This window comes from Rhizobium sp. X9 (genome assembly GCF_018873185.1).
In the GTDB taxonomy this organism is placed as follows: domain Bacteria; phylum Pseudomonadota; class Alphaproteobacteria; order Rhizobiales; family Rhizobiaceae; genus Agrobacterium; species Agrobacterium oryzihabitans.
This window is the reverse complement of sequence record NZ_CP071311.1, coordinates 2,045,216-2,070,842: the sequence shown is the minus strand read 5'-3', so window position 1 is coordinate 2,070,842 and position 25,627 is coordinate 2,045,216. Positions and strand designations below refer to the sequence as shown.

Genomic DNA, 25,627 nt, shown 5'->3' with positions numbered 1-25,627 from the left:
CGATGGGACGGAGTTTGTCCTGGATCAAATCATAGCGGGAGGACTCATGCGATTTACGGCAAAAACAGCGCAGAGGATGGTGTAGCGGTGAGCGAGCACGTAACCAATCACGACGCCTCGGGTGAACCGACCCGTCGCGATTTTCTATATCTAGTAACCGGAATGGCGGGCGCCGTTGGTGCCGCTGCAGTCGCATGGCCTTTCATCGACCAGATGCGCCCAGACGCATCGACGCTGGCGCTTGCCTCCATCGAGGTAGATGTCGCGGCGGTCGAGCCGGGCATGTCGCTCACCGTCAAGTGGCGCGGCAAGCCGATTTTCATCCGCAACCGCACGGAAAAGGAAATCGAGGAAGCCAAGGCCGTCGCTCTTGGCGATCTCAAGGATCCGGTGGCACGCAATGCCAATATCGCTGCCGACGCGCAGGCGACGGATATCGACCGCTCCGCCGGTCAGGGCAAGGAGAACTGGATCGTCATGATCGGTTCCTGCACCCATCTCGGTTGCGTTCCGCTCGGCCAGGCCGGCGATTTCGGCGGGTGGTTCTGTCCCTGCCATGGCTCGCACTACGATACGGCGGGCCGCATACGTAAGGGTCCGGCGCCGCAGAACCTCGCCATCCCGACATTTGCATTCACATCCGATACCGTGATCAAGATCGGATAAGGGGACAGATATTCATGAGTGGCCATTCCAGTTATCAGCCGTCCACCGGCATCGAGAGGTGGATCGATTCGCGGCTTCCCTTGCCCCGTTTGATCTATGACAGCTTCGTTGCCTATCCTGTCCCGCGTAACCTGAACTACGCCTATACCTTCGGTGCGATGCTTTCGGTGATGCTGATCGTGCAGATCCTCACCGGCGTCGTGCTTGCCATGCACTATGCTGCTGAAACGACGGTTGCCTTCAATTCCGTCGAAAAGATCATGCGTGACGTCAACCACGGCTGGCTGCTGCGCTACATGCATGCCAACGGTGCGTCCTTCTTCTTCATCGCGGTTTACCTGCACATCGCCCGTGGCCTCTATTACGGCTCCTACAAGGCGCCGCGCGAAATCCTCTGGATTCTCGGCTGTGTGATCTATCTGCTGATGATGGCGACGGGTTTCATGGGCTACGTTCTGCCCTGGGGTCAGATGTCCTTCTGGGGCGCGACCGTCATCACCGGCTTCTTCACGGCTTTCCCGCTTGTGGGTGAATGGATCCAGCAGTTCCTGCTCGGTGGCTTCGCGGTGGACAATCCGACGCTCAACCGCTTCTTTGCGCTGCATTACCTGCTGCCGTTCATGATCGCGGGTGTCGTCATCCTGCACATCTGGGCGCTGCATGTGACCGGCCAGACGAACCCGACCGGTGTGGAAGTGAAGAGCAAGACCGACACGGTTCCCTTCACGCCCTATGCGACGCTGAAGGATGCGCTCGGCGTTTCGGTGTTCCTGATCGCCTATGCGTGGTTCATCTTCTACATGCCAAACTTCCTCGGCCACCCTGATAACTACATCATGGCGGACCCGCTGAAGACGCCAGCGCATATCGTGCCGGAATGGTATTACCTGCCGTTCTACGCGATGCTGCGCGCCGTTACCGTCAACATCGGGCCGATCGATTCCAAGCTCGGTGGCGTTCTCGTGATGTTCGGGGCGATCATCGTGCTGTTCTTCCTGCCCTGGCTCGATACGTCGAAGGTTCGCTCCGCCGTCTATCGCCCCTGGTACAAGATGTTCTTCTGGCTGTTCGTGGTTAACGCCATCGTGCTCGGCTGGCTGGGTTCACGCCCTGCGGAGGGCAGCGGCTTGATCGGGCTGATCTTCTTCGGCGATATAAAAGGCAACTATGTTGGCTTTTCCCAGCTCGGTACGTTCTATTATTTCGGGTTCTTCCTCGTCATCATGCCGATCCTCGGTCTGGTCGAAACGCCGCGGCGTATTCCGAATTCGATTACCGAGGCCGTTCTTGAAAAGAACGCCGCCAAGAAGGGTGCCGCGCCAGCGGCCGCCCAGATCTGAGCGCGAAGGAAGGATGACGACAATGAAGACGCTTCTCACGAGCATCGCGCTCATCGCCGCCATTGGCTGTTCCGCCGCCGCTTTTGCGGCGGAGGAGAGCCATGATCTTGCCACCAAGACGGAACACGCGATCGCCGGCGGTCACTTCCCGGTCATCAAGCCCGAGGAGCAGAGCTGGTCTTTCGCCGGACCATTCGGCAAATATGACAAGGGCCAGCTGCAGCGCGGCCTCAAGGTCTACAAGGAAGTCTGCTCCGCCTGCCATTCGATGAGCCTTGTTTCCTTCCGCACGCTCGGGGATCTCGGTTATTCGGAAGAGCAGGTGAAGGCTTTCGCCGCTGAATATGAAGTGCAGGACGGGCCGAATGCTGAAGGCGAAATGTATAATCGCAAGGCCGTGCCTTCCGATCATTTCCCCTCGCCGTTCCCGAACCATGAGGCGGCAGCCGCCGCCAATGGCGGAGCCGCCCCGCCCGACATGTCGCTGCTTGCCAAGGCACGCGGTGTTGAACGCGGGTTCCCGCAATTCATCATCGACATGATCCCCATCATCGGCGGTTATCAGGAAGGCGGCCCGGATTACATCCATGCGCTGCTGACCGGATATCAGGATGCACCTGCCGGCGTTGAAGTGTCGGAAGGCACGCATTTCAACCCGTATTTCGTCAGCGCCGTGGCGCTGAAGATGGCGCCGCCGATCAGTGCCGATCAGGTCACCTATGATGACGGTGCGCCGCAGACGGTGGACCAATATTCTAAGGACGTGTCGGCATTCCTGATGTGGGCCGCAGAGCCGCATCTGGAACAGCGCAAGCGCACCGGCTTCATGGTCATGGTGTTCCTGTTCATCTTCACGGCGCTGATCTATCTCACCAAGAAATCGGTCTACGCCCGCAAGGAACATTGAGCCGGTTTTAAATGGCTGCAATCACTGGCCCCCATGGTCTTGCCCTGGGGGCCTTTTCATGTGTTGAGGGATGTCATGACGGCGATCCGCATCCCGATATCTGCCAGTGGCTTCGCCCGCTGACGGTTTCGCCGGTCCTTTTTAGTTGGTCCGCAGCCGTCAAGTTGATAGGGTGCCCCGAACCTTCTGATCCATTTCCCATTGTAACTGGAAATACCATGACCGTTATCGCTTCGGAGCTTTCCGCTGCCATCCGCTCCATTCCCGACTATCCGAAGCCGGGCATCATCTTCCGGGACATCACGACGCTGCTCGGCAATCCGCGCGCTTTCCGCCGGGCGGTGGACGAGCTTGTGCAGCCCTATGCGGGCACGAAGATCGACAAGATTGCCGGCATGGAAGCACGCGGCTTCATTCTGGGCGGAGCGGTGGCGCATCAGCTGTCGGCCGGTTTCGTGCCGATCCGCAAGAAGGGCAAGCTGCCACATACCACCGTGCGCGTGGCCTATAGCCTTGAATACGGCGTGGATGAGATGGAAATGCATGTGGACGCCGTGCAGCCCGGCGAGAAGGTCATTCTTGTCGATGATCTGATCGCGACCGGCGGCACTGCCGAAGGCGCGGTGAAGCTGTTGCGGCAGATGGGTGCGGAAATCGTCTCCGCCTGCTTCGTCATCGATCTGCCCGATCTTGGTGGGCGCAAGAAGCTGGAAGACCTCGGTGTCGAGGTACGGACGCTGGTGGAATTTTCGGGGCATTGAGGCGTGTGGGCGCGCTACCCCCCTCTGCCCTGCCGGGCATCTCCCCCTCAAGGGGGGAGATCGGCAAGACGCTCTTCCACCACTTCATTCGCAAAGGCTGAGATGGGCGAAACTTCGCCGCATATCGATCTCCCCCCTTGAGGGGGAGATGCCCGGCAGGGCAGAGGGGGGTAACGCCCCCGCACGCCTCAGAGCGCTCTCGCTTTTTTTCGGATCGGGAAAACGCTCTGGGGTCGGTCCGGGGCAATCGGCAGCAGCCATTTTGCCCCGGTGGGTTTATTCGAACTCCAGAACTCCGCTCTGGAAGGTCATCACGGTTTGGCCCGACTGGTTTACGCCTTCATTGAAGGTGGTGTTCAGCCAGATGCCGGCCCTTGATTCCAGCGGGCGGGCATCGAGCAGGGTGACGAAATAGGTCACGTTGTCACCGGCAAAGACCGGTTTTTTCCACTTCAACTCGCGAAAGCCGGGAGAGGGGCCGAGTTTCGGCGGTTCGAGGCCCTGCTGTCTCAGCCTCTTCACCTCTTTTGCCCAGTGGGAGAGGAAACATTTCATCCAGCCCGCACCGGTATGCCAGCCGGACGCGCAGAGCGCGCCGAAAACGCTGTTCTTTGCAGCTTCCGCATCGAGGTGGAAGGGCTGCGGATCGAAATCGCGGGCGAAACGGATAATGTCTTCGGCGGAAAAATGCAGCGTGTCGAGGGTGACGCGTTCGCCGATGGGGGAGAGTTCTGCCAGTCTCATGCTGTAACGCCTCCATCCGCGCGCATGCGGAACATCACGGTATTTTCGCCGTGTGACACGAGAACGCCGCGCTGGTTATAAAGCTCGTGGCGGAATTTTACGAGGCCGATGCCGGGCCGTGAGCCCGAAGGCCGCTGCTCCAGCACGATGGATTTTCCAGAAAGCGTGTCGCCCGCCAGAACGGGCTTCTTCCAATCGACATAATCGATACCGGGGCTGCCCTGCGAGGTGGAATCGGAGATGTAGCTGTCCGCCATCATCCGCATCAGCAGGCTGCAGGTGTGCCAGCCGGAAGCCGCCAGTCCGCCGAGAATGCTCTGCCGGCCCGCCTCTTCTGAAAGATGCATGGGCTGGGGGTCAAACTCACTGGCAAAAGCGATGATTTGTTCCGCGGAAATCGATTGCGGTCCAAGTGGAAATTCCCGCCCGGCGGAAAAATCCTCATAGGCATATGTCGCGACCGGCGCCATGGTTTCCTCCCTTCGCACAGTCAATATCGCCGGCATCTAAGATGATTTTTCCCTTTACGTAAAGGTCAAATCTAGGGTGAGGATATTCTGATGAGGGCAGATGCCGCGTTGTATGGGACTGTGTGGCGCAGGGCCTATACCCCTCCGCCGTCATCCTCGCCCTTGAGCCGAGGATCCATGGCATACCCGCTACAAGAGTATGGGTCCTCGGGTCAAGCCCGAGGAGGACGCCGGATTTGGGGATAGTTTTTCATCTTAAACGCCACTCTCCAGCGGCGATCCAGACTTTCTCCGCTCCGCCGAATGGCAAGATGCAATTCGGCGGAGCAAAGCAAATGGTTCCAGAACAGATCAGGTATTGAAGCGGAAATGGATGACGTCGCCGTCCTGAACGACATATTCCTTGCCTTCGTCGCGCCCCTTGCCGGCTTCCTTGGCGCCGACTTCGCCCTTGTAGGCGATGTAGTCGTCAAAGCCGATGGTGAAGGCGCGGATGAAGCCGCGTTCGAAATCGGTATGGATGACGCCGGCGGCGGCGGGAGCCTTGGTGCCGCGGACGATCGTCCAGGCGCGGGTTTCCTTCGGGCCGACGGTGAAATAGGTGATGAGGTCAAGCAGGTGATAGCCGGCGCGGATCAGCCGGTCGAGACCTGCTTCGGTAAGCCCCAGCGCCGAGAGGAATTCTTCGGCTTCATCGGCAGGAAGCTGCGCGACTTCGGCCTCGATCGCCGCCGAGATGATCACGCATTCCGCGCCCTGTTCCTTTGCCATCGCCGCGACGGCTGCCGTGTGCTCGTTGCCGGACGATGCATCGGCTTCCGAGACGTTGCAGACATAAAGCACGGGGTGCGACGTCAGAAGGTTGAGGCCCTTGAGGATTTCGATCTCCTCGGCCGCCAGCGTCTTCAAAAGCAGGCGTGCCGGCTTTCCGTCGTTGAGCAGCGCGATGACGGCTTCCATGACAGGCAGCTGGGCGAGGGATTCCTTGTCCTTGCTGCTGGCGCGCTTGCGGGTCTGCTCGACGCGGCGTTCCAGGCTTTCGAGGTCGGCGAGCATCAGCTCCGTCTCGATCGTGTCGGCATCGCCAACCGGATTGATGCGGCCTTCCACGTGGGTGATATCGTCGTCTTCGAAGCAGCGCAGCACGTGCACGACAGCATCGACTTCGCGGATATTGGCCAGGAACTTGTTGCCGAGACCTTCACCCTTCGATGCGCCGCGCACCAGGCCGGCAATGTCCACGAAGGAAATGCGGGTCGGGATGATCTCCTTCGAGCCGGCGATGGCTGCAAGCTGCTGCATGCGCGGGTCCGGCACGGCCACTTCGCCGGTGTTGGGCTCGATGGTGCAGAAGGGATAGTTGGCGGCCTGCGCGGCGGCCGTTTTCGTCAGCGCGTTGAAGAGGGTGGACTTGCCGACATTTGGCAATCCAACGATACCGCATTTGAAGCCCATGGCTTGAAACCTGTCCGTTTGAAAGAATTCGTTGAGGAGCCTTTTGAGGAAAGGGCAGGGCAAGGTCAAGCCCGTGGGCCGATTTGGGCGGGCAAAGCCCTGCGAATGGTGCGGAATTTCGCGCGGGCGACATGCCGGGCTTGTCGATGCTGCGGTTGCGGCGCAATATGCGCCGGTCGAGCGACCGATCTTTCGTCATCAATGGGGGTTTCCCCATGCGCAATATCTGAGTGACAATTACGGGCGACAATGATGAGTGACAGTCCTGTCGATCTCAAACCGAAACCGAAAGTCAAACCGAAGCTGGAACGGCCGAAACTTTACAAGGTCATCCTGCTGAATGACGATTATACGCCACGCGAATTCGTAACCGTGGTGCTGAAAGCCGTGTTCCGCATGAGCGAGGACACCGGCCACCGCGTCATGATGACGGCGCATCGCTTCGGCAGCGCGGTCGTGGTCGTCTGCGAGCGCGACATTGCCGAGACAAAGGCCAAGGAGGCGACCGATCTTGGCAAGGAGGCTGGTTTTCCGCTGATGTTCACCACCGAACCGGAGGAGTGAGCGTCAATCCTGCCGGATCTGGAAACCGGTCTTGTTCTGGACAAAGCCGCAGCTTTCGTAAAAGGCGTGAACCTCGGGACGCTGTCGGCCGGTCAGCAGCATCACCTTGTAGCAATTTGCGGCAAAAGCGGCCTCGATGGCATGGCGTACCACCGCGCGGCCATAGCCGCGGCCGCGATGGGTTTCCAGCGTTACCACGTTTTCGATGAGGGCATAGGGGCGGGCGGCGCGTGTCAGGTTCGGAACGACCAGAAGCGTGGCGGTCGCGACGGGTTCTCCGGCCTCCATTGCCAGAAACACGGCAAGGCCGGGTTGGCCGAGCATTGCGGTGAAAGCGGCTCTTGCCTCTTGTGCCGTCAGTTGCGGGTCGGATGGATTGAGCGCCCGATAAAGCTCAAGCAGGCCGGGCAGATCGGCGGAGCCGGCTTCGCGCAGGACGAGGGTTGCTGAAGACATGCGAAACCTAGTCCTTCTTGCCGAACATCCGCTTCAGCATTTCGGCCATGGGGCCGGTTTCCGGCAGTTTTTTCGGCTGGGCGTTGTTGCGTGCCTGATGGATGTGGGATTGCGCGGCGGGCTTGGCAGCCTTCGCCGGTTTTTCCGCTTCCGGCTTGCCGCCGGTGGCAAGCGCCAGCTTGTTCATTAGCTGCGAATCCTCCGCCTTCACCAGCATGGCGGCATTGTCGGCAATGGCGTCCAGCAGCGGCTCCAGCCAGACCCGGTCGGACTTGGCAAAATCGCCGAGCACATGGCCATGCACGCGCTCCTTGTCGCCGGGATGGCCGATGCCGAGACGCAGGCGGCGATATTCCTTGCCACAATGGGCATCGAGCGACTTCAGGCCGTTATGGCCGCCATGGCCACCGCCGGTCTTGATGCGTGCGCGGCCGGCGGGGAGATCGAGTTCGTCATGGATGGCGATGATGTCCACCGGCGTGAGCTTGAAGAAGCGCATCGCCTCGCCGACGGATTCGCCGGAAAGGTTCATATAGGTGAGCGGCTTCATCAGCAGGACCTTTTCGCCGCCAATCTCGCCTTCGGAAATCTCCGCCTTGAATTTTCTCGCCCAGGGCGAGAAGGAGGGCAGGCGCTGCAGCGCATCGACGGCCATGAAACCGATATTGTGGCGGTTTCCCGCATATTGCGAGCCGGGATTACCGAGTCCTGCGATGATCTTCATGGAGCATGTCCGCGTTTTGCCTGACGATGCTGTTGTCACCACCCCGAAATCGGTCGGCTGTCAATCATTTTATGAGTTTATGGAGACACTGAAAGGTGTTCAGGGGCTGACGAGTTTGTAGCGGTCGAATATGCGCTGTTGTGTTCCATCGGCGATCAGCCTGTCCAGCCGGGCCTGCAATTTCGCAATGACCGCGTCGGGCACGCTTTTGTTGCAGGCAAGACCCAGCTGCTGGCGCGTGAAGGTTATCACTTCCTTGAATGTGTCGGCGGGCAGGCTTTTGAAGGTGCTCTCCGACATGGGCATCAGGTCGATTCTTCCCGCCCTCAGCTTGTGAAGCGTGATCTGGAAGTCCGCACCGACATCCACCTGCGGGAAACCGAGCCTTTCCAGAAGGGCTTCGGTATAGTCGCCGCGCTGGGTGCCGATCCGGTATTTCTTGGCGTCCTCAAGGCTTGAAACATCGATATCCGCCTCGCGACGCGCCACGAGGATGTTGCGGTCGCTGTGGATCGGCGAGACCCATTTGAAGAGCTTTTCGCGTTCGGCGGTTCTTGCCGTGGCGAAGACGCAATGCATGGGCTGCATCGTCGCCATGGCGATTGCCCGCGCCCAGGGCATGACGGTGACCTCGTAATCGGTGCCGGTTTCCTCAAGCACGATCTTGAGCTGTTCTATATAGACGCCACGTACGCTGCCGTCGCTCGCCTGCAGATTGTAGGGCGGGTAGACCTCGGTCGTCAGGAAAAGCTTGGCCGCACAGGCAGGATTGGCGAAAGCAAGAAAGACCAGACAAAAGCGGATCAATCCCATCATCGCTCCCACCGGCTCACGCTTGCCGCGCCACGGGGCGGCTTGCTTCCGAAGCCGCGTCCAATGCGTCCATCAGTCTTTCGATGGGTTGCGGGCGTGCAAAGAGATAGCCCTGTCCGTAATCCGCACCGATCTCCGTCAGAAGTTCCTTCTGCTCTGCCGTCTCGACGCCCTCGGCGATAACGGCGCAGTTCATCTTGTGGGAAATGGCGGCAATGCCCTCGACCAGCATGCGGTTGCGCTGCCTTATCTCAATCGCGTCGTCGCAGATGGAGCGGGTGAAGGACTGGTCGATCTTGACTATATCGACCGGAAAACGGCTGAGATAGCTGAGCGAGGAATAACCCGTGCCGAAATCGTCCAGCGCGATGCGGCAGCCTAGCTGATGAATGGCGTTGAGGATCGCCCGGATTTGCGGGTCGTCCTTCATGATGACGGCTTCGGTTATCTCGATGACCAGCCGTTTGGGAAGAATGCCGTGTCGATGCAGCACGCCGGCGATCCGCGTCGGCAATCCCGGTTCGAACTGCAGCGGCGAAAAATTCACCGCCACATAGGTGTGCTCCATGCCGGGCAGGAGCGACAGCCTGGCAAGATTGGCAATCGACTGATCAAGGATGACATTGCCGATGCGATTGATGGTGCCGTTTTCTTCCGCAAGGCTGATGATGGCGGCGGGGGAGAGCAGACCTTTTTCCGGATGGTTGAGACGCAAAAGCGCCTCGAAACCGGCCGTCCTGCCGCTTGCAAGATCCTGAATAGGCTGGAAATACGCCTCGAACCAGTTTTCGGAAAGCGCCTGCGCGATATCCCGTTCCAGCTCCGCATGTTCGCGCGCCCGGTCCATGATCGAACTGTCGAAAATCTGCGAGCCGTTCCTGCCCGTTCTTTTGCGGTTATACATGGCCATGTCGGCATTCTGCAGCAGCTCGGAGGCACTGGAGGCGTGCAGAGGGTAAATCGCCATGCCGATGCTGGCGCTGAGACGGATGCTGTTGTTTTCGATCTCGAAGGGCGTGTCCAGCATGGTGCAGATGCGCTCGCAGAATTGCAGGGCGCGCTCTTCCACCTTGTCACCGGCAAGCAGAATGGCGAATTCATCGCCGCCCAGACGTGACGCGCTGTCCAGCGGCGTCAGCAGGGGTTCGAGTTTCATCGTGAATTCGCGGAGTACCGCATCGCCCGCCGCATGGCCGAGATTGTCGTTGATGGCCTTGAACCGGTCGAGGTCGATGAACAGGCACGCCAGTTCGCTGTCGTTTTTGTCCGCGTCGCGGATCTGCAGGTCGAGGATTGCCTCGAAGCCCTGGCGATTGAAAAGACCGGTCAGATGATCGGAAATGGCCTGCTGACGGTTACGTTTTTCCGACTGGCGCAGTTCGGTCACATCCGTCATGACGCAGAGGCAGGTGCTCTGCTGCGTGGCATCGCCGGAATCGAGGGCTTTTTCGAGGATGAGGGCGTCCATGGCATCGCCATCCATGCAATGGAAGCGAACGGTGATGCCCGTATGCGGCGCGTCCGGCGACTGCTGGGCTGCCTTACGCCTCTGGAACAGGGGGCGATCATCCGGGTGGATGAGATCGACGAAATTCAGGCCGAGTATTTTCGCCCGGTCGTAACCGGTCGCCTGCACCCAGTAGTCGCTGACGGCGGCAATCCGGTCGTGCCTGTCGAGCGAGAACAGCATGGCGGGCGTGCGGTTGTAGATTTCGGTCTTCCGCTCATGGGCGTTCTTGATCTCCAGCTCTTCCTTTTCGAGCTGGGTCTGCATCTCGTTGAAGCTTTTGGCCAGCCGACCGATCTCGTCCTTGGACCGCCAGTCGACATGGTGGCGCGAGCCTAGACGTCGTGTCGCCTCTATGGCGGCCGTGAGCCGCATCAGCGGGCGGATGACCATGAAACGGTTGCCGGCGATGGCCGCAAGAACCATGGTGACAATGGCGAGGATGAAAATCGTGATGAAGGACAATTCGGTGCGGCTGAGGGATGTCAGCAGGCTGACGTCGTCATAATAGATCGTCAGTTGCCCGACCGTAACGGACCCCTTCGTGGTCTTGTAGGTCACTTCGCGTATCGTCGAAGAGGCATCCTGAATGATGTCGCTGCCGGCTGTCTGGACGATATCGAGCTGGCCGGAGGTATCCTTGACCTCGACCATCTTGATCATGGGGTCGGAAACGAGGGTTCCGGTAATCTGGTTTATCGTGTCGTCGTCGAGATCCCATAGGGGACGGGCAAGCGCCTGAGAATTTGTCGACAGCAGGATTTCAAGATGATTACGCTGGCTGCGAACTGCCTCATGATAGGAGAGCGTCAGCAAAAGCGTGAATAGCGGAGCGACCACTGTAAGAAGTGCGCCGGAAACAATCGCGATGAAGCGGCTTTCGACGGAATGAGCCATGTTCGACTGCAGTTACCCTTTGCCCCTGAATTGCTGCGTCCCGTTTTGCCACCCGTCCGGTGGTTTTACGAAAACGCAGGGGCATCGTTTCATGGAATTGTTAATCGACGCTGAAACAGGCCCGGCATCATGTGCGGGGCAGAAGGGTTTCTGTCTTTAAAGTTCATAAAAACTAAAAAGCCCGTTCCGAAAACGGAACGGGCTTCAATATTCAAAGCTGTCGGGCCTTGCGGCCGCCGATTATTCCTCGGAAGCTTCTTCGGTCGTTTCTTCTGCAACGCCGCCAGCCGGAGCGACGATCGTTGCGATCGTGAAGTCACGGTCAGCGATGACAGGCGTGATGTTCTTCGGCAGCTTCACATTCGAAATGTGAACGTTGTCGCCGATCTTCAGACCAGCGAGATCAACCGTGATGAACTCCGGAATGTCGTTGGCCGGGCAGTGGAATTCCACCGTGTGGCGAACGATGTTCAGAACGCCGCCGATCTTGATGTCCGACTTTTCTTCGTTGACGAAGTGAACCGGAACTTCAACGTTGACGAGCGTGTTGCCCGAAACGCGCAGGAAGTCGACATGCATGGTGAAGTCGCGGACCGGATCAAGCTGGTAGTCCTTCGGGAGAACCTTGATCTTCTTGCCGTCGACGTCGATGATCGCAACCGTCGTCATGAAACCGCCGGCGTGGATACGCTTGGTGACTTCGTTGGTCGACAGGGCGATGGAAATGGGGGCCTGCTTGTCACCATAGATGACAGCGGGAATCAAACCGTTGCGGCGAAGTTCACGAGAGGACCCCTTACCAACTCGTTCGCGCGCCTCGGCCTTGAGCTCATACGATTCTTTGCTCATGGCAATTCCTTTCGAGGTTATATGGAGAGTTCACGCCAAACAGAGCGGCCTGAACTGGAGAGGCTTGAAAGCCATCCCGCCCGCGTTGCCTCCAAGGGTGTCTACACGGGTGCGGGCGCTATAATACAAACGGGACATAAAGACAAGGGCCGCGTCTTCACCGGAATATCATGCTTTGATTTAATTAGATTATTCTAATTCAAGCAGGCGGTGAAAGTTTTAATCTATGCTTATCCATGCATATAAACCGGCTGCAAACTTGGCAAATGATAAAGCGTTCCGGAATTCCAATTGTGTAGATGACAATGCTCAAAGTTCTGCAATGCCTCGCCGTCGATCACGACTATCGATATACCGCCGCAGCGGTCTTCGTCTGCATGCTCGGAAGCTTCGTTACGATGCGCCTTTTTTCGAGGGCGCGTCTGGCAACGGGGGTACAGAAGATCAACTGGCTGTTTCTGGCGGGTGTGAATGGCGGCGCGGCGATATGGACGACCCATTTCGTGGCGATGCTGGGTTATGTCGCTGCCGGTGATGTGGGTTACGACCCCTATCTGACGGGACTGTCGCTGCTCATCGCCATTGTGACCACGACCGCCGGTTTCGGCATTTCCGCCTATGGCGGACGTAGCGTGCTGGTGGAAGCGGGCGGGATGATACTCGGCCTCGGCATTGCCGCCATGCATTATACCGGCATGGCTGCCTACAATGTTCAGGGCATGATTTTCTGGAACCAGGCCTATGTCATCGCCTCGCTGGTGCTGGGTGCGGTGCTGGGCGCTGTTGCGATCAATCGTGTCGCACGCCCGGTCAACTGGTTCTGCCAGTACAGCGCGGTCACCTTCCTCATCCTCGCCATCGCCTCGATGCATTATACCGGCATGGCCTCGATGTCGTTCGCGTTTGATCCGCGCATCGTCATTTCGGAAAATCTTCTGCCGCCGGCCGTCATGGGTGGGGGGGCCATTGCAGTCACGCTGCTGTTGCTGGCGCTCGGACTTTCCACCTATGTCATCGATGCCCAGTCCACCCAGCAGGCTGTTGCTCGCTATCGCCACCTTTCGCTGCATGATCCGCTGACGGGCATTCCCAACCGGGCGGCCTTTATCGAGCATCTCAATCGCCGCACGCGTCATGTTTCCATGGGTGCGCATACCGCACTTCTGTCGATCGATCTCGACCGTTTCAAGGAGATCAACGACGTGCATGGTCATGCGGCGGGCGATGCCGTGCTGCGCGCCATTGCCGACCGGGCGAGTTCCGTACTGAAAGCCGGAGAATTTCTGGCGCGCATGGGCGGCGACGAGTTCGTGGCGATGACCCATTCCTATTATACCCGCGCCGACGGTGCGGAATTTGCCCAACGTCTGATCGAGCAGATCAGCAGGCCGGTCGAATGGAGCGGGCAGACATTCTGCGTGGGGGCGAGCGTTGGCATATCGGTGCGCAACACCAGCGCCATTGACGCCGATACGCTGATGGCGCAGGCCGACGTCGCCATGTACCGCGCAAAAAGCGGGACGTCGGATACGATCTGCTTTTACGACAAATCCATGGATGAGGCCGCCCGCGAGCGCAACGTCCTTGCGATCGCCATGCGCAGCGGCCTCGCCAATAACGAATTCGAGCTTTATTATCAGCAGCAGAACGACACCAGAAGCGGCAGCATTGTCGGTTTCGAGGCGCTTTTGCGCTGGAACCGACCGGAGCGCGGCATGGTATCACCTGCCGAATTCATTCCGATCGCCGAACAGACCGGATTCATCGTTGACCTGGGCGAGTGGGTTCTGCGGGAAGCCTGCGCGCAGGCGGCTCTCTGGAAGAAATCGCTTTCCATCGCCGTCAATGTCGCGCCGCAGCAGCTTGCGGACAATGATTTCCCCGAAAAGGTCGAGAGAATTCTCGCTGATACGGGGCTTGCGCCGGAAAGGCTCGAACTGGAAATCACGGAAGGCAGCATTATCGCCGACCATCGCCACGCGCTCGTCACCATCCGCAAACTCAAGGCGCTCGGCGTCAAGATCGCCATGGATGACTACGGCACAGGCTATTCTTCCCTGTCCACCCTGCAAAGCTTCCCTTTCGACAAGATCAAGATCGACCGTGCCTTCATCGATGGCCTGTCGACCAACGTGCAGTCGGAGGCAATTGTCCGCTCGACGCTCATTCTCGCGCACAGCCTCAATATCCCGGTGCTGGCGGAAGGGGTGGAGACCAAGGCCCATATCGAATTCCTGCGTCGCGAAGGTTGCCTGCAAGTGCAGGGCTTCTTCTTTGGCCGGCCGGGGCCCTTGACCTCTATCGCCAATCTCGTTGACGACACCTTCCTGACGGTGGATGACGAGCCGGAAATCGCAGCCGGCCGGCGTTACTTCAAGGCTGTCTGATCGTCCGGCGCAGCCCGCGGTTGCGCCGGGGAGTAATGGTCGCGAAGTTTTTAGTTGAAACGTGAACGCTTCCAGCGCACCATCGCCGAAAAGCTTTGGGAGGAGCGAATGCCGACAGACATCGCCCATGCAGAACGCGTGTATGAAACAGCACGCCAGCGTTCCGCAGCCGCAAGTTCCCCGATCATCGCCTCATGGCGCCGCTGCATGGTCAAGCATCGCCTTGCGCCCGAAGAAAATCGCAAGCCCATCTTCTTGAGCGAGTTCGAATTTCGCCGCGCCCGCGAAAGTGCGGCCGGCCTGATCGCCGAAAGCACTGATGAACTCGACCGTATTTTTCACAGCGTCGGCAAGTCCGGCTGCTGCCTGCTTTTGACCGATGCGCAGGGCGTTGCGCTGGAACGCCGGGGTGCCGCCGGCGACGACCGTGATTTTCGCGCGCTCGGACTCTGGTCCGGCGCTGTCTGGAGCGAGGCGAGCGTCGGCACCAACGGTATCGGCACGGCGCTCGTCGACGAGCGCTCGGTGGTGGTCTATCGCGATCAGCACTTCTTCACATCGAATACCGAGCTTTGCTGCACCACCGCACCTATCCGCGACCATACCGGCAGAGTGACGGGCGCGCTCGATATTTCCACGTGCCGTGACGACATCAACGAGATGACCTTCTCCTTCGTCACCCAGGCGGTGAGGGATGCGGCGCAACGCATTGAGGGCAATCTTTTCCGTCGTGCCTTTCCCGGTGCGCGCATCGTCGTGGTGCCGACGAACTTTGGTGCTGCCCTTTCGCTGCTTGCCGTGGATCAGGACGATCTCGTTCTGGGGGCAACACGTGCGGCACGTCTTGCGCTGAAGCTCGATGACCATGCCATCGCGCAGGGGGTGCCTGCCGCCGATATTCTGCAGGAACAGCGCCACGACGGCGGTTCCGACCTTGCGGAAGCGGAGCGTTCGGCGTTGCGCCGCGTTCTTTCGCGCACGAATGGCAATGTCACGCAGGCCGCATCCCTGCTCGGCATCAGCCGGGCCACACTTCACCGCAAGATGAAGAAGCTTGCCGTGCATTGAGAGTGCAGAACCCTTGAAATAGAGGGCTCTGGCCGAATTCGAGCATCATTTCAGGCGAAAAACGGCTCGATTGGCTGCCAGACCAATCTGTCGCGCGGGTTTGTCGCAGATGTGAGACAATGTGCGATGCGGAACCACGCCGCCCCACTACCCGCCGTTGCCATCTAGGCCCACCTTCCTCCCATGCGGTCCGTCGCGGACCGTTTTCATCAGGGAGGATGAAATCATGAATATTCAGGTTCAGCAGAAAGCCGGCGAAGCGCCCTTCAAGCTGAAATACGGCAACTATATCGGCGGCAAGTGGGTGGAACCGAAATCCGGCCGCTACATGGACAATCTTTCACCGGTGACGGGTCACAAGATCTGCGAGGTTCCGCGTTCCGATGCGGTCGATATCGAGCTAGCACTGGATGCGGCCCACAAGGCACGCGAAAAATGGGGCAAGACGAGTGTAACGGAACGCTCCAACATCCTGCTCAGGATCGCCCAGCGCATCGAGGATAATCTCGACCTCATCGCGCGGGCCGAAACCTGGGATAACGGCAAGCCGCTGCGTGAAACCACCAATGCGGATATTCCGCTGACGATCGATCATTTCCGTTATTTCGCGGGCTGCATCCGCGCACAGGAAGGCACGATCGGCGAAATCGACAACGACACGGTTGCCTATCATTTCCATGAACCGCTCGGCGTTGTCGGCCAGATCATACCGTGGAACTTCCCGATCCTGATGGCCGCCTGGAAACTCGCGCCCGCTCTTGCCGCCGGCAATTGCGTCGTGCTGAAGCCGGCCGAACAGACGCCTGCCTCCATTCTGGTTGTCATGGAGCTTATCGAAGATCTCCTGCCGCCCGGCGTTCTCAACATCGTCAATGGTACCGGTCTTGAAGCCGGCAAGCCGCTGGCGCAGAGCAATCGCATCGCCAAGATCGCCTTCACCGGCTCTACCTCGGTCGGCAAGGAAATCATGCGTTATGCGGCTGACAACGTCACCAACATCACGCTGGAGCTGGGCGGCAAATCGCCAAACATCTTCTTTGCCGATGTGATGAACGAAGACGACGCCTTCCTCGACAAGGCGCTCGAAGGTTTCGCCTTCTTCGCGCTCAACCAGGGCGAGGTCTGCACATGCCCGTCACGTGCGCTGGTGCATGAATCGATCTACGACCGCTTCATGGAAAAGGCCATCAAGCGCGTTCAGGCCATCAGCCAGGACGACCCGCTCAATCCGTCGACCATGCTTGGCGCACAGGCTTCGCAGGAACAGTTCGACAAGATCATGAGCTATCTCGATATCGGCAAGAAGGAAGGTGCCAAGGTTCTGACCGGCGGTGACCGCAAGACGCTCACGGGCGACCTGAAGGATGGCTATTACATCCAGCCGACTGTGTTCGAAGGCAACAACAAGATGCGGATTTTCCAGGAGGAAATCTTCGGCCCGGTTGTTTCCGTCACCACCTTCAAGACGGTTGAGGAAGCGCTCGAAATCGCCAATGACACGGTTTACGGTCTGGGTGCAGGCGTGTGGAGCCGCGATACCAATGTCGCCTATCGGGCGGGCAGGGGCATCGAGGCGGGCCGCGTGTGGACCAATTGCTATCACGTCTATCCGGCGGGTGCCGCTTTCGGCGGTTACAAGCAGTCGGGCATCGGTCGTGAGACCCACAAGATGATGCTCGATCACTACCAGCAGACCAAGAACCTGCTCGTGTCCTACAGCCCGAACAAGGTCGGCTTCTTCTGAGTTCCTCCCCGGAAGCCGGCGACGGATTATCATGATCAAGCCGGCGTGTTCCCAGGGGCTTCGGCCCCTGGGAGCCCGGATCGGGTTTTCAGGCAAAATAAAAGGCCGGAGGTTTTGCCTCCGGCCTTTTTGATGACGGGGAGCGGAAAACTTCTCCTCCGTCATCCTCGCTCTTTTTGTGCCGATCAGGCCGCGTAGCGCTGGTCCCGCTGTCGGGCTTCACCCACCGAGAATTGTCCCACCTGCTCGGTCAGGCCATCCGCCTCGTTCGCCAGCGAGAAGGCCGCCGCCGTCGTTTCCTCGACCATCGCCGCATTCTGCTGGGTGACATGGTCGAGTTCGTTGACGGAGGCATTGATTTCGCTGAGGCGGCCGGACTGTTCGCGCGACGCGGTGGCGATTTCGCCGATCTGGTCGTTGACCGACTGGATGCGCTTCTGGATCTGCTCGAGGCTTTCGCCGGTCTTCAGCACCAGCGCCACGCCGCTTTCCACGTCGCCTGCGGACGTGGCGATCAGCGTCGTGATGTCACGCGCAGCGGCCGCCGATTTCTGGGCGAGTTCGCGCACTTCCTGCGCCACCACCGCAAAGCCCTTTCCGGCTTCGCCGGCGCGGGCGGCTTCCACACCGGCATTCAGCGCCAAAAGATTGGTCTGGAAGGCGATCTGGTCGATGACGTCGATGATCTGGCGGATCTTCGCCGACGACGTTTCGATGCGCTCCATGGCGACGATCGCTTCTTTCACGACGGCCGTGGATTTATGGGCGTCCTGCATCGTGCCCGCCGTTGCCTCGACGGCGACGTTGCAGCGTGACAGGGAGACATTGACGGCCTGCGTCATGTCTCCGAGTGCGGCAGCCGCTTCTTCAAGTGCCGCAGCCTGGCGTTCCGTGCGCCGCGACAGATCTTCCGATGCGCTTTTCAGCTCACCGGAGCCGGAGCGGATGGCATTGGCGCTCTCGCCGATGCTGGAGATCGTTGCATCCAGCCCCGCGATGGAGTTGTTGAAGTCGATGCGCAGATGGTCGAGCGACGGCACGAAGGACTTTTCGATGCGCAGATCGAGCCTGCCGGCCGCAAGATTGGCTAGACCGGTTGCAAGGGCGTCGACGGCCTCTTCCAGCTCCTGAGCGCTTCTGGCCTTTTCCATTTCACGCTGGGCGCGTTCTTCGTCCAGTTCCTCGCTCTTGCGATGGGACTCGGCTTCCATGTGCTGCTTGTCGAGAATGCCCTGGCGGAAGGATTCCAGCGCGCGCGCCATGGTGCCGATCTCGTCGCCGCGGGAAACCGCCTTGATCTCGATATCGTTTTCACCGCCGTTCAGACGTTCCATCAGCCCGGCAAGGCCGGTCAGCGGCTTGGTCAGGCTGGCGGAAACGAAAATACCGATGAGCGTCATGATGGCAAGGACCGCCAGTGTCGCAAGCGTTGCCCAGAAGGCCAGATCGTTGGCGGCGGCGAGAACCTTGCTCTCCTGCTGGCCGATCGCGAGAAGATGCTTCTGTCCGAAGACGGAGACCGGGCGATAGGCGTAAAAGATGTTGCCGGCAGGCGTCTGCGCCATAACCGTTCCGGCTTCGCTGGTGTTCGAAAGGGCCACGAGGCTTTCGGAAACGGCGGCATCCGTCCCGCCCGAGAGCACGCCCGCCCTGAGTTTGCCCTCGGCGCTCAGAAGAACGGCGTCGTCGATGGACTTGCCTGTCTCCTCGGGCGTCACCACCGCGCCAATGCGGTCGGGCGAAATGCGCATGATGACAGCGCCCTTGCGCTGCAGCTGGCCCCAGTTCGAGACCGCGAGCGGCATGCCGATCATGGCCGAATCATTGCCACTGCTGAACCCGGTGTTGCTGACGACGCCGTCCTTGCCGGCTTCGATGCGATCGAACAATTCCTTGATCGCGCTGTTTTGCGGTTCCGTCACATTGGTCAGGAAGTTTTTGCCCTTGGTCACGGAATAGATAATGAGACCGGTCTTGTCGATCACATAGATGTCGCTGACCCGGGTGTTGCGCCAGACGCTGGCAATGGCCGCGTTGATCGTCGCGTGGCGGATGGCGTAGAGCAGCCGCAATCCTTCGCCGTTGAAGGAGGCGCGCTCTTCCTCGGATACGCCTTCGCGGCGGAAAGCCTGGATGATCGCATCCTTTTCCGTCGGCACGACGTTGGTCATGGTTTCCAGCGCCTGTGCGATCGCGGCATTTTGCGACAGTTCTGAAATGCTTTGTTCTACGCGCAGCGTATAGGCATCAAGCTGCTTGGACTGGTTTCCCGCAACCGTTTCGAGCCTGATTTCGCTTGCGTCGATCAGGCCAGACTTGCCCATCTCATAGGACAACAGCCCCACGGCCAGGCATGAAACCAGCGTTGCGCCCGTGACGAGCGCTGCAAATTTGGCCTTGATTGACAATGATTTAGCTTTGACAGCAGTCGGATTTACACCCGGCATCCTGTTTCCTCCCCCCAAAAAAACGTGGCCGCAGGGTCGCAACAATTGTTTACGGTCGCGTTAAAGCGCTCGAGAATTGTATGATTATTTCCCGCATACCGCGAGAAAATCGCCCCTCGCTGCCGCACAGTAAACCGTAATAAAACTGCAATAGAACGGGCGCATACCGTGCGAAGTTCAACGGCTGTTCATATTCATGCAAGCTTTTCGCGCTCCTTCTCCTGCCACTATCGACGATGTTTGCGGCACACGCGCAGACGGATATGACGGAGCCCCTGTGAGATCGACCCCGGATTTCGCCGTTGTCGTGCCCATGCACAATGAAGAAGCGAGCGTCGAAACGCTTGTCGCGGAGATCGTTGCGGCCTGTCAGCCCGTTGGCCGGTTTGAGATCATCGTGGTGGACGACGCCTCCTCCGACCGTACGGCGGATGTCGCACTTTCACTTGGCGGGCGTTATCCCATGCTGCGGCTGGTCAGGCACGACCGTCAGGGCGGGCAATCGGCGGCAATCCATAGCGGTGTGCAGGCGGCGCGGGCGCCGATCATCTGCATGCTGGATGGCGACGGCCAGAACCCGCCGGACAATCTGCCGGCGCTTCTCGCGCCCCTTCTGGCCGCTGGTGCCTCGGGCCGCCTCGGACTGGTGGCCGGCCAGCGCGTCGGCCGGCGCGATACGCTTGGAAAACGTCTTTCCTCCCGCTTCGCCAATGGTTTGAGGGCGCGGATATTGAAGGACGGCACGCGGGACACCGGCTGCGGCCTCAAGGCCTTCCGTCGCGACGCCTATCTTGCCTTACCTTATTTCGATCATCACCACCGCTATTTCCCGGCGCTGTTCAACCGCGACGGCTGGCAGGTGGCCCATGTCGACGTCACGCATCGGGCGCGCCTGCATGGCAATTCCCATTACACCAATATCGGCCGCGCGCTTGTCGGCATCCACGATCTGATCGGCGTTGCCTGGCTGTTGCGCCGGCGCAAGCGGGCAAGCTGGGCTGAAACCTTCAAAACGGAGACATCGCCGTGAATACACCGGCCTTATGGTCCATGCTGCATGTGGACAGCTGGAAGGAATTTCTCTGGGTCTGCATCGGCTTCATGGGTCAGATGCTGTTCACCATGCGTTTTCTGGTTCAATGGATTTCGTCGGAACGGGCGAACCGTTCGGTCATACCAGTGGCCTTCTGGTATTTCTCCGTTCTCGGCGGTCTGGTGCTCTTGTCCTATGCCATCTGGCGCCGTGACCCGGTTTTCGTCATGGGGCAGGCGTCCGGCCTCTTCATCTATGCCCGTAATCTCTGGTTGATCCATGCAGAACGCCGCCAGCATGCGTGATGCGGCGGCGTTGCCCCATGTGCAGGTAAGCGAGCAGCGCCAGTGGATGACACTTGCGCTTGCGGCAATCGTGCTTGTGACGCTGCTGCGCATCCTTGGGCTTGCCTTCAACCGAACCGATCTTTTCGTCGATGAGGCGCAATATTGGCTATGGGGCCGGGAGATGGCCTTCGGCGCCTATTCCAAACCGCCGCTGATCGGCTGGCTCATTCGCGCCGCCAGCATTCTGGGCGGCGGCGAGGGCACCTTTCAGGTGCGGCTGGCAGCACCCGTGGTGCATGGCGCAGCAGCGGTGGCAATCCTTGCTCTCGGGCGCATGATCTATGATAGCAGGCTCGCCGCACTGGCCGCCGTCATCTATCTGACGTTGCCGGCCGTGACGCTTGGGAGCCTGCTGATCTCCACCGATACGCCGATGATGATGTTCATCGCGCTCTCGATGATCTCAGTGCGCAAGCTGGCGCTTGCACGCGCCGAAGGCAAGGCGGCGGTGCTATGGAGCGTTGCGCTCGGTCTCTGTTTCGGCCTCGGGCTGATGTCGAAATATGCGATGATCTATTTTCTGCCCTGCTTCATCGCCGCCGGCTGGCTTTGCGTGGGCTGGCGCATACGCCTGCGTGACGCCGCGATCGCCCTCGTGGTCTGTGCCGCCGTCATTGCTCCCAATCTGTGGTGGAACGCGGCGCACGATTTCATGACGGCCCGGCACACGGCCGATAATGCGAATTGGCATGGTATCCAACTGAAAATCGGTCCGGCGCTCGAGTTCTTCTTCTCGCAGGCGGGCGTTGTCGGCCCCTTCGTTTTTGTCGCCATGATCATCGCGACGTTCCGTGCGAAAACCGCCGAAGCCCGGGCGCTGGTCGCGCTGTCGGTGCCGATCGTGCTGCTGATCACGGCGCAGGGGCTGATGTCGCGGGCACTCGCCAATTGGGCGGTGGGAGCCTATGCGGCGGGCGTGCTTCTGGCGGTGCCGGTGCTGGCATCCCGGCGCTGGCTCACCGTTTCCACCCTTGTGCTCGGCGGCATCGTTGCCATCGCCCTGCCCATGATGACGATTGCCGGAACGGAACTGCGTCTGCCGAGCGGCGAGTTGGCGATGAAGCGTTATCTTGGCCGCTCGGAGCTGGTGTCGACAGGCTTTGCGCGGGCGCAGGAAGCCGGTGCAGATGCCATTGTCGCTTCCGATCGTTCCATTCTGGCCGAGCTTTTTTATCAGTTGCGGGACGAGAAGCAGGTCTTGCTTCGGGCGCTGCCGGAAACCGGCGTTCCTTCCAGCCACTATGCGCTTCTTTATCCGCTCAAATCAGGCGAGGCGAAAAACCCGGTGTATCTGGCAATTGCGGATGCCCTGCCGTCCTGCCTTGCCGGCGAAACGCCGCTTTCCCGCTGGGTCGCCGGGCCGGGCTTTCTGGAGGGCAGGGAAATCGGGATCTGGCGCCTGCCGCCGCAATGCATTCCGGGGGTCGCCAATGGACAATGATCTTGCGCATATGCGGATCACGATCTGGGTGACATTCGCCACATTGGCGCTCGTCATCCTGTTTGCGACCTTCCCCTCCGTCGATCTCTGGGTTTCCTCGCTGTTCTTTTCCCCCGAGGGGCGTTTGTGGTCGGGCCGGGAGCCGCTTCCCGAATGGCTGCGCGACACATTGCGCGAGTTGACGGAACTGGCCACTCTGCTTGCCTTCATCGTCTTTATCGGCAACATCCGGCTGGGCTCCTTGCAGCGCACGGGCTGGCGCGTCTGGGCGTTCCTCTGCGGGCCTGTGGTTCTCTGCGCCGGACTGCTGGTGAACGGGGTGTTGAAAGCCAATATCGGCCGCGCGAGGCCATTCAGCGTCAGCGATTTCGGCGGGCAGCAGCTTTTCACGCCGCCTTTCCAGTTCAGCACGCAGTGTTATTCGAACTGTTCGTTTTCTTCAGGCGAAACCGCGCTCATCGCGAGTTTTTTCCTGCCGCTCTGCGTGCTTCTCTGGCACCGCCTGCAATGGCGCGGGCGTGTCGTCATGGGCGGTAGCGCTGCTGGCGCCATCATCCTCATGTCCGGCTTGCGTATCGCGGCCGGCGGGCATTTCCTCAGCGATGTGGTAATGTCGGTTCTGTTTTCCGCCCTGACGACGCTGTTTCTTTACAAGGCGCTGGCGATCTCCCGTCACCGCCAGGTGTTTACCGGCGATGCGGTCACGGCCGATGCGATCAGCTTGTGGCGCAATGGCAGCCATGCCGTGCGTGCCCGCGCCCGGCGCTGGTGGCCGAAAATCAAGGCTGCCGCCACACGCCTGCAACGGCCACCGGATGCGGGTACGGCATCGTCCTGAGCGGTGCGGAATGAATTGTGCGATCTCTGCGGGGGCCGAGATTGCTGGTAAAGTGGTAGGCTCTCTTCTCGTCACGCCGGTCTTGAACCGGCATTCAGCCATGGCGTGTCTGAGCCGCGAGAAACCAGTCTTTTGCGATCAAGGACTTGATCGCGCTGAACCCCGGATTAAATCCGGGGTGACGGTGCGGATGCAGTGATTTTGCAGATGCGCGAGAGAAACGCTGCTTCAGTCGAACAGGCCGGAAACGGACTGTTCCTGCGCGGTACGGTTGATCGCTTCGCCGAGCAGACCTGCGGTGCTGACCACGCGGATATTATGCGCGGACTGGACGGCAGTGGTGGGCTGGATGCTGTCGGTGATGACGAGTTCGCGCAGCTTCGAGGAGGCCACGCGCGCAACTGCGCCGCCGGAAAGCACGCCGTGGGTGATGTAGGCGGTGACGCTGGTGGCGCCCTTCTTGAGAAGTGCTTCCGCCGCATTGCAGAGCGTACCGCCGGAATCGACGATATCGTCGATGAGGATGCAATCCTTGCCGGAAACGTCGCCGATGACGTTCATGACTTCGGATTCGCCCGGACGGTCACGACGCTTGTCGACGATCGCCAGCAGACAGTCGAGGCGCTTGGCCAGTGCACGGGCGCGGACAACGCCGCCGACATCGGGTGAAACGACCATGACGTTGTTGGTGTCGTAGTGGTCCTTCACGTCGCGGGCCAGGATGGGCGCTGCGAAGAGGTTGTCGGTGGGGATATCGAAGAAACCCTGAATCTGGCCGGCATGGAGATCAAGGGTGAGAACGCGGTCGGCGCCGGCTTCGGTAATCAGATTGGCAACGAGTTTGGCGGAAATCGGTGTGCGGGGGCCGGCCTTGCGATCCTGGCGGGCGTAACCGAAATAGGGAAGCACCGCCGTGATGCGCTTTGCCGAGGAGCGGCGCATGGCATCGATCATGATGAGCAGTTCCATCAGATGATCGTTTGCCGGAAACGATGTGGACTGGACGAGAAAAACGTCCTCGCCGCGCACGTTTTCACTGATTTCTACGAAAATTTCCTGGTCAGCAAACCGCTTTACGGTGGCATTTCCCAAGGGAACGTTGAGATACTTGCAGATCGCTTCGGCAAGGTGCCGGTTCGAATTGCCTGCGAAAACCTTCATTGCGGCCGCCTGTTTCCATGCCATCGCCTTGCGCCACGGAAAAGTGTTTGCCGTAACCAAGCGTCGTTCAAGGGGAGGAACATCCGGCCGAAAAGCCTTTGCCGGATACGCCTTGTTGCCATGCGCGCCTTAATAGCGCTGTTGCTTCCGATTGCAAGAGGACTCCGCGCTTTCGCAATGATTTTCGTGAAATCTCTGTGACTTCTCCCGTCGTTTCACCTCATCCGCGTTGAGACTGCTTCCATGACGTATAGTCGTTGAGTGTTTTTGCCGCGATATCCTGCATGACCCTGTCGGTCACGGCGGCCCATGGATCGCTGCCTTTGGCTGCTACCGTTTCCTGCCCCTGCAGGCGGTGAAGCCTGACACCATTGGCATCCAGCACATCCCAGACATAGATGACATTGACCTTGCTGCCATCGGCGAAGGCGGAGAAATATCCCTTCAGAATGTTTTCAGCCGAATTGTCGTTGGAAGCGCGGATGGTCAGCCCCTTTGCCCGTGCCTCGGCGCCCAGCTGGCGCGAAAGCGGCGTGACGGCCTGAACGGGCGCGCCGATGATCGGCAGGAAGCGGATGGTGTTGCCGGAAGTGGCGGGGGCAAGAGCCGCCGTCTGCTGTGCCGGCTGTGGCTGGCTGGCAGGCAGGGATTGGGCGGGTGGCTGGCCTTGGCCGAGAGGCTCGCCATATTGGTTGCCGTTGGAAAGCGCCTGTGCCTGCGCCTGCAGGGAGTTCTGCGGCGCATAAGCAGGCACGGACGAGGCTGTTGCCGGAGCGCCCACAGGCGCGCGGTCGGCGGCGGCGGCCATCTGGTCGAGATCGCCCTGCGTCACCGGGCTCGATTGTGAGCCATTGTGGCCGACATCCACCTGCGGCGTCAGCGCTTCAGTCGTGTTACAGGCCGACAGGGCCAGCACCAGCGCCGGAACGACGAGGGCTGGAAAAAAGGGGGTGAGCCCTGTCCGGCTCATGCGACGTTCCCTCTCATGTTCCGCTCCTTCTTGCCCAA

At 59.9% G+C, this 25,627-nt stretch carries 23 protein-coding genes; 12 read left to right on the top strand and 11 right to left on the bottom strand.

Features of this window, described 5'->3' with window-relative positions:
• The first annotated feature begins 87 nt into the window (after positions 1-87).
• The 4 genes from petA to JZY08_RS10150 all read left to right on the top strand — a co-directional run bounded on the left by petA (position 88) and on the right by JZY08_RS10150 (position 3,674).
• Positions 88-666, top strand: coding sequence for a ubiquinol-cytochrome c reductase iron-sulfur subunit (gene petA / locus JZY08_RS10165; RefSeq protein WP_216330064.1), 579 nt, complete (start codon positions 88-90; stop codon positions 664-666).
• A gap of 14 nt (positions 667-680) precedes the next feature.
• Positions 681-2,006, top strand: a complete 1,326-nt coding sequence (locus JZY08_RS10160) for a cytochrome b N-terminal domain-containing protein (RefSeq protein WP_216330063.1) — start codon at positions 681-683, stop codon at positions 2,004-2,006.
• A gap of 22 nt (positions 2,007-2,028) precedes the next feature.
• Positions 2,029-2,913 (top strand): cytochrome c1, encoded by an 885-nt coding sequence (locus tag JZY08_RS10155; RefSeq protein ID WP_035220199.1) that lies wholly within the window; start codon positions 2,029-2,031, stop codon positions 2,911-2,913.
• A gap of 218 nt (positions 2,914-3,131) precedes the next feature.
• Positions 3,132-3,674, top strand: a complete 543-nt coding sequence (locus tag JZY08_RS10150) for an adenine phosphoribosyltransferase (RefSeq protein WP_003494623.1) — start codon at positions 3,132-3,134, stop codon at positions 3,672-3,674.
• A 276-nt stretch (positions 3,675-3,950) separates the two neighbouring features.
• Here JZY08_RS10150 and JZY08_RS10145 read toward each other — a convergent pair whose 3' ends face one another.
• The 3 genes from JZY08_RS10145 to ychF all read right to left on the bottom strand — a co-directional run bounded on the left by JZY08_RS10145 (position 3,951) and on the right by ychF (position 6,343).
• Positions 3,951-4,418: a MaoC family dehydratase gene (locus JZY08_RS10145; RefSeq protein WP_216330062.1), complete on the bottom strand. Its 468-nt coding sequence runs from the start codon at positions 4,416-4,418 to the stop codon at positions 3,951-3,953.
• On the bottom strand, positions 4,415-4,888 hold the full coding sequence (locus JZY08_RS10140) for a MaoC family dehydratase (RefSeq protein WP_216330061.1): 474 nt from the start codon (positions 4,886-4,888) through the stop codon (positions 4,415-4,417). The genes JZY08_RS10145 and JZY08_RS10140 overlap by 4 nt, the downstream gene beginning before the upstream one ends.
• Before the next feature lie 351 nt (positions 4,889-5,239).
• Positions 5,240-6,343, bottom strand: coding sequence for a redox-regulated ATPase YchF (gene ychF, locus JZY08_RS10135; protein ID WP_137038030.1), 1,104 nt, complete (start codon positions 6,341-6,343; stop codon positions 5,240-5,242).
• A gap of 252 nt (positions 6,344-6,595) precedes the next feature.
• Here ychF and clpS point away from each other — a divergent pair, with 252 nt between their 5' ends.
• Complete coding sequence (gene clpS / locus JZY08_RS10130; protein WP_035242132.1) at positions 6,596-6,907, top strand: ATP-dependent Clp protease adapter ClpS; 312 nt, start codon at positions 6,596-6,598, stop codon at positions 6,905-6,907.
• Positions 6,908-6,910: 3 nt separating this feature from the next.
• On the opposite strand, the gene JZY08_RS10125 is transcribed toward clpS, so the two are convergent.
• The 5 genes from JZY08_RS10125 to JZY08_RS10105 all read right to left on the bottom strand — a co-directional run bounded on the left by JZY08_RS10125 (position 6,911) and on the right by JZY08_RS10105 (position 12,153).
• The gene (locus JZY08_RS10125; RefSeq protein WP_216330060.1) at positions 6,911-7,363 is read right to left on the bottom strand and encodes a GNAT family N-acetyltransferase; all 453 of its coding nucleotides are present in this window, start codon (positions 7,361-7,363) and stop codon (positions 6,911-6,913) included.
• 7 nt (positions 7,364-7,370) lie between these two features.
• Positions 7,371-8,087, bottom strand: coding sequence for an aminoacyl-tRNA hydrolase (gene pth / locus JZY08_RS10120; protein ID WP_216330059.1), 717 nt, complete (start codon positions 8,085-8,087; stop codon positions 7,371-7,373).
• 99 nt (positions 8,088-8,186) lie between these two features.
• Positions 8,187-8,900 (bottom strand): ABC transporter substrate-binding protein, encoded by a 714-nt coding sequence (locus JZY08_RS10115; RefSeq protein ID WP_216331543.1) that lies wholly within the window; start codon positions 8,898-8,900, stop codon positions 8,187-8,189.
• A gap of 16 nt (positions 8,901-8,916) precedes the next feature.
• Complete coding sequence (locus JZY08_RS10110) at positions 8,917-11,304, bottom strand: bifunctional diguanylate cyclase/phosphodiesterase (RefSeq protein WP_216330058.1); 2,388 nt, start codon at positions 11,302-11,304, stop codon at positions 8,917-8,919.
• Between the two features lie 240 nt (positions 11,305-11,544).
• Positions 11,545-12,153 (bottom strand): 50S ribosomal protein L25/general stress protein Ctc, encoded by a 609-nt coding sequence (locus tag JZY08_RS10105; protein WP_004430287.1) that lies wholly within the window; start codon positions 12,151-12,153, stop codon positions 11,545-11,547.
• A 305-nt stretch (positions 12,154-12,458) separates the two neighbouring features.
• Here JZY08_RS10105 and JZY08_RS10100 point away from each other — a divergent pair, with 305 nt between their 5' ends.
• The 3 genes from JZY08_RS10100 (at position 12,459) to adh (ending at position 17,352) form a co-directional block, all read left to right on the top strand.
• Positions 12,459-14,540 carry a bifunctional diguanylate cyclase/phosphodiesterase gene (locus JZY08_RS10100; RefSeq protein ID WP_216331542.1) on the top strand — a complete coding sequence of 694 codons (2,082 nt, stop codon included), beginning with the start codon at positions 12,459-12,461 and terminating at the stop codon, positions 14,538-14,540.
• A 108-nt stretch (positions 14,541-14,648) separates the two neighbouring features.
• Entirely contained in the window at positions 14,649-15,608 is a 960-nt protein-coding gene (locus JZY08_RS10095) for a helix-turn-helix domain-containing protein (RefSeq protein WP_216331541.1), read from the top strand.
• A gap of 226 nt (positions 15,609-15,834) precedes the next feature.
• Positions 15,835-17,352, top strand: coding sequence for an aldehyde dehydrogenase (gene adh, locus JZY08_RS10090; RefSeq protein ID WP_216330057.1), 1,518 nt, complete (start codon positions 15,835-15,837; stop codon positions 17,350-17,352).
• Between the two features lie 185 nt (positions 17,353-17,537).
• Here the strand turns inward: adh and JZY08_RS10085 are convergent, their stop codons facing one another.
• Positions 17,538-19,799: a methyl-accepting chemotaxis protein gene (locus JZY08_RS10085; RefSeq protein WP_216330056.1), complete on the bottom strand. Its 2,262-nt coding sequence runs from the start codon at positions 19,797-19,799 to the stop codon at positions 17,538-17,540.
• 190 nt (positions 19,800-19,989) lie between these two features.
• Between JZY08_RS10085 and JZY08_RS10080 the strand changes: the two genes are divergently transcribed.
• Genes JZY08_RS10080 through JZY08_RS10065 form a run of 4 tightly spaced genes read left to right on the top strand, consistent with a single transcriptional unit; the run spans position 19,990 to position 23,458 of the window.
• Complete coding sequence (locus JZY08_RS10080) at positions 19,990-20,829, top strand: glycosyltransferase family 2 protein (protein ID WP_216331540.1); 840 nt, start codon at positions 19,990-19,992, stop codon at positions 20,827-20,829.
• Positions 20,830-20,849: 20 nt separating this feature from the next.
• A complete protein-coding gene (locus JZY08_RS10075) occupies positions 20,850-21,137 on the top strand; it encodes a lipid-A-disaccharide synthase N-terminal domain-containing protein (protein ID WP_003494659.1) in 288 nt (95 codons plus the stop codon).
• Positions 21,112-22,620: a glycosyltransferase family 39 protein gene (locus JZY08_RS10070; RefSeq protein WP_216330055.1), complete on the top strand. Its 1,509-nt coding sequence runs from the start codon at positions 21,112-21,114 to the stop codon at positions 22,618-22,620. The genes JZY08_RS10075 and JZY08_RS10070 overlap by 26 nt, the downstream gene beginning before the upstream one ends.
• Positions 22,610-23,458 (top strand): phosphatase PAP2 family protein, encoded by an 849-nt coding sequence (locus JZY08_RS10065; protein ID WP_003494663.1) that lies wholly within the window; start codon positions 22,610-22,612, stop codon positions 23,456-23,458. The genes JZY08_RS10070 and JZY08_RS10065 overlap by 11 nt, the downstream gene beginning before the upstream one ends.
• Before the next feature lie 228 nt (positions 23,459-23,686).
• On the opposite strand, the gene JZY08_RS10060 is transcribed toward JZY08_RS10065, so the two are convergent.
• Entirely contained in the window at positions 23,687-24,619 is a 933-nt protein-coding gene (locus JZY08_RS10060) for a ribose-phosphate pyrophosphokinase (protein WP_035220711.1), read from the bottom strand.
• A 220-nt stretch (positions 24,620-24,839) separates the two neighbouring features.
• Positions 24,840-25,589 carry a hypothetical protein gene (locus JZY08_RS10055; RefSeq protein ID WP_082182710.1) on the bottom strand — a complete coding sequence of 250 codons (750 nt, stop codon included), beginning with the start codon at positions 25,587-25,589 and terminating at the stop codon, positions 24,840-24,842.
• Positions 25,590-25,627 lie beyond the last annotated feature (38 nt).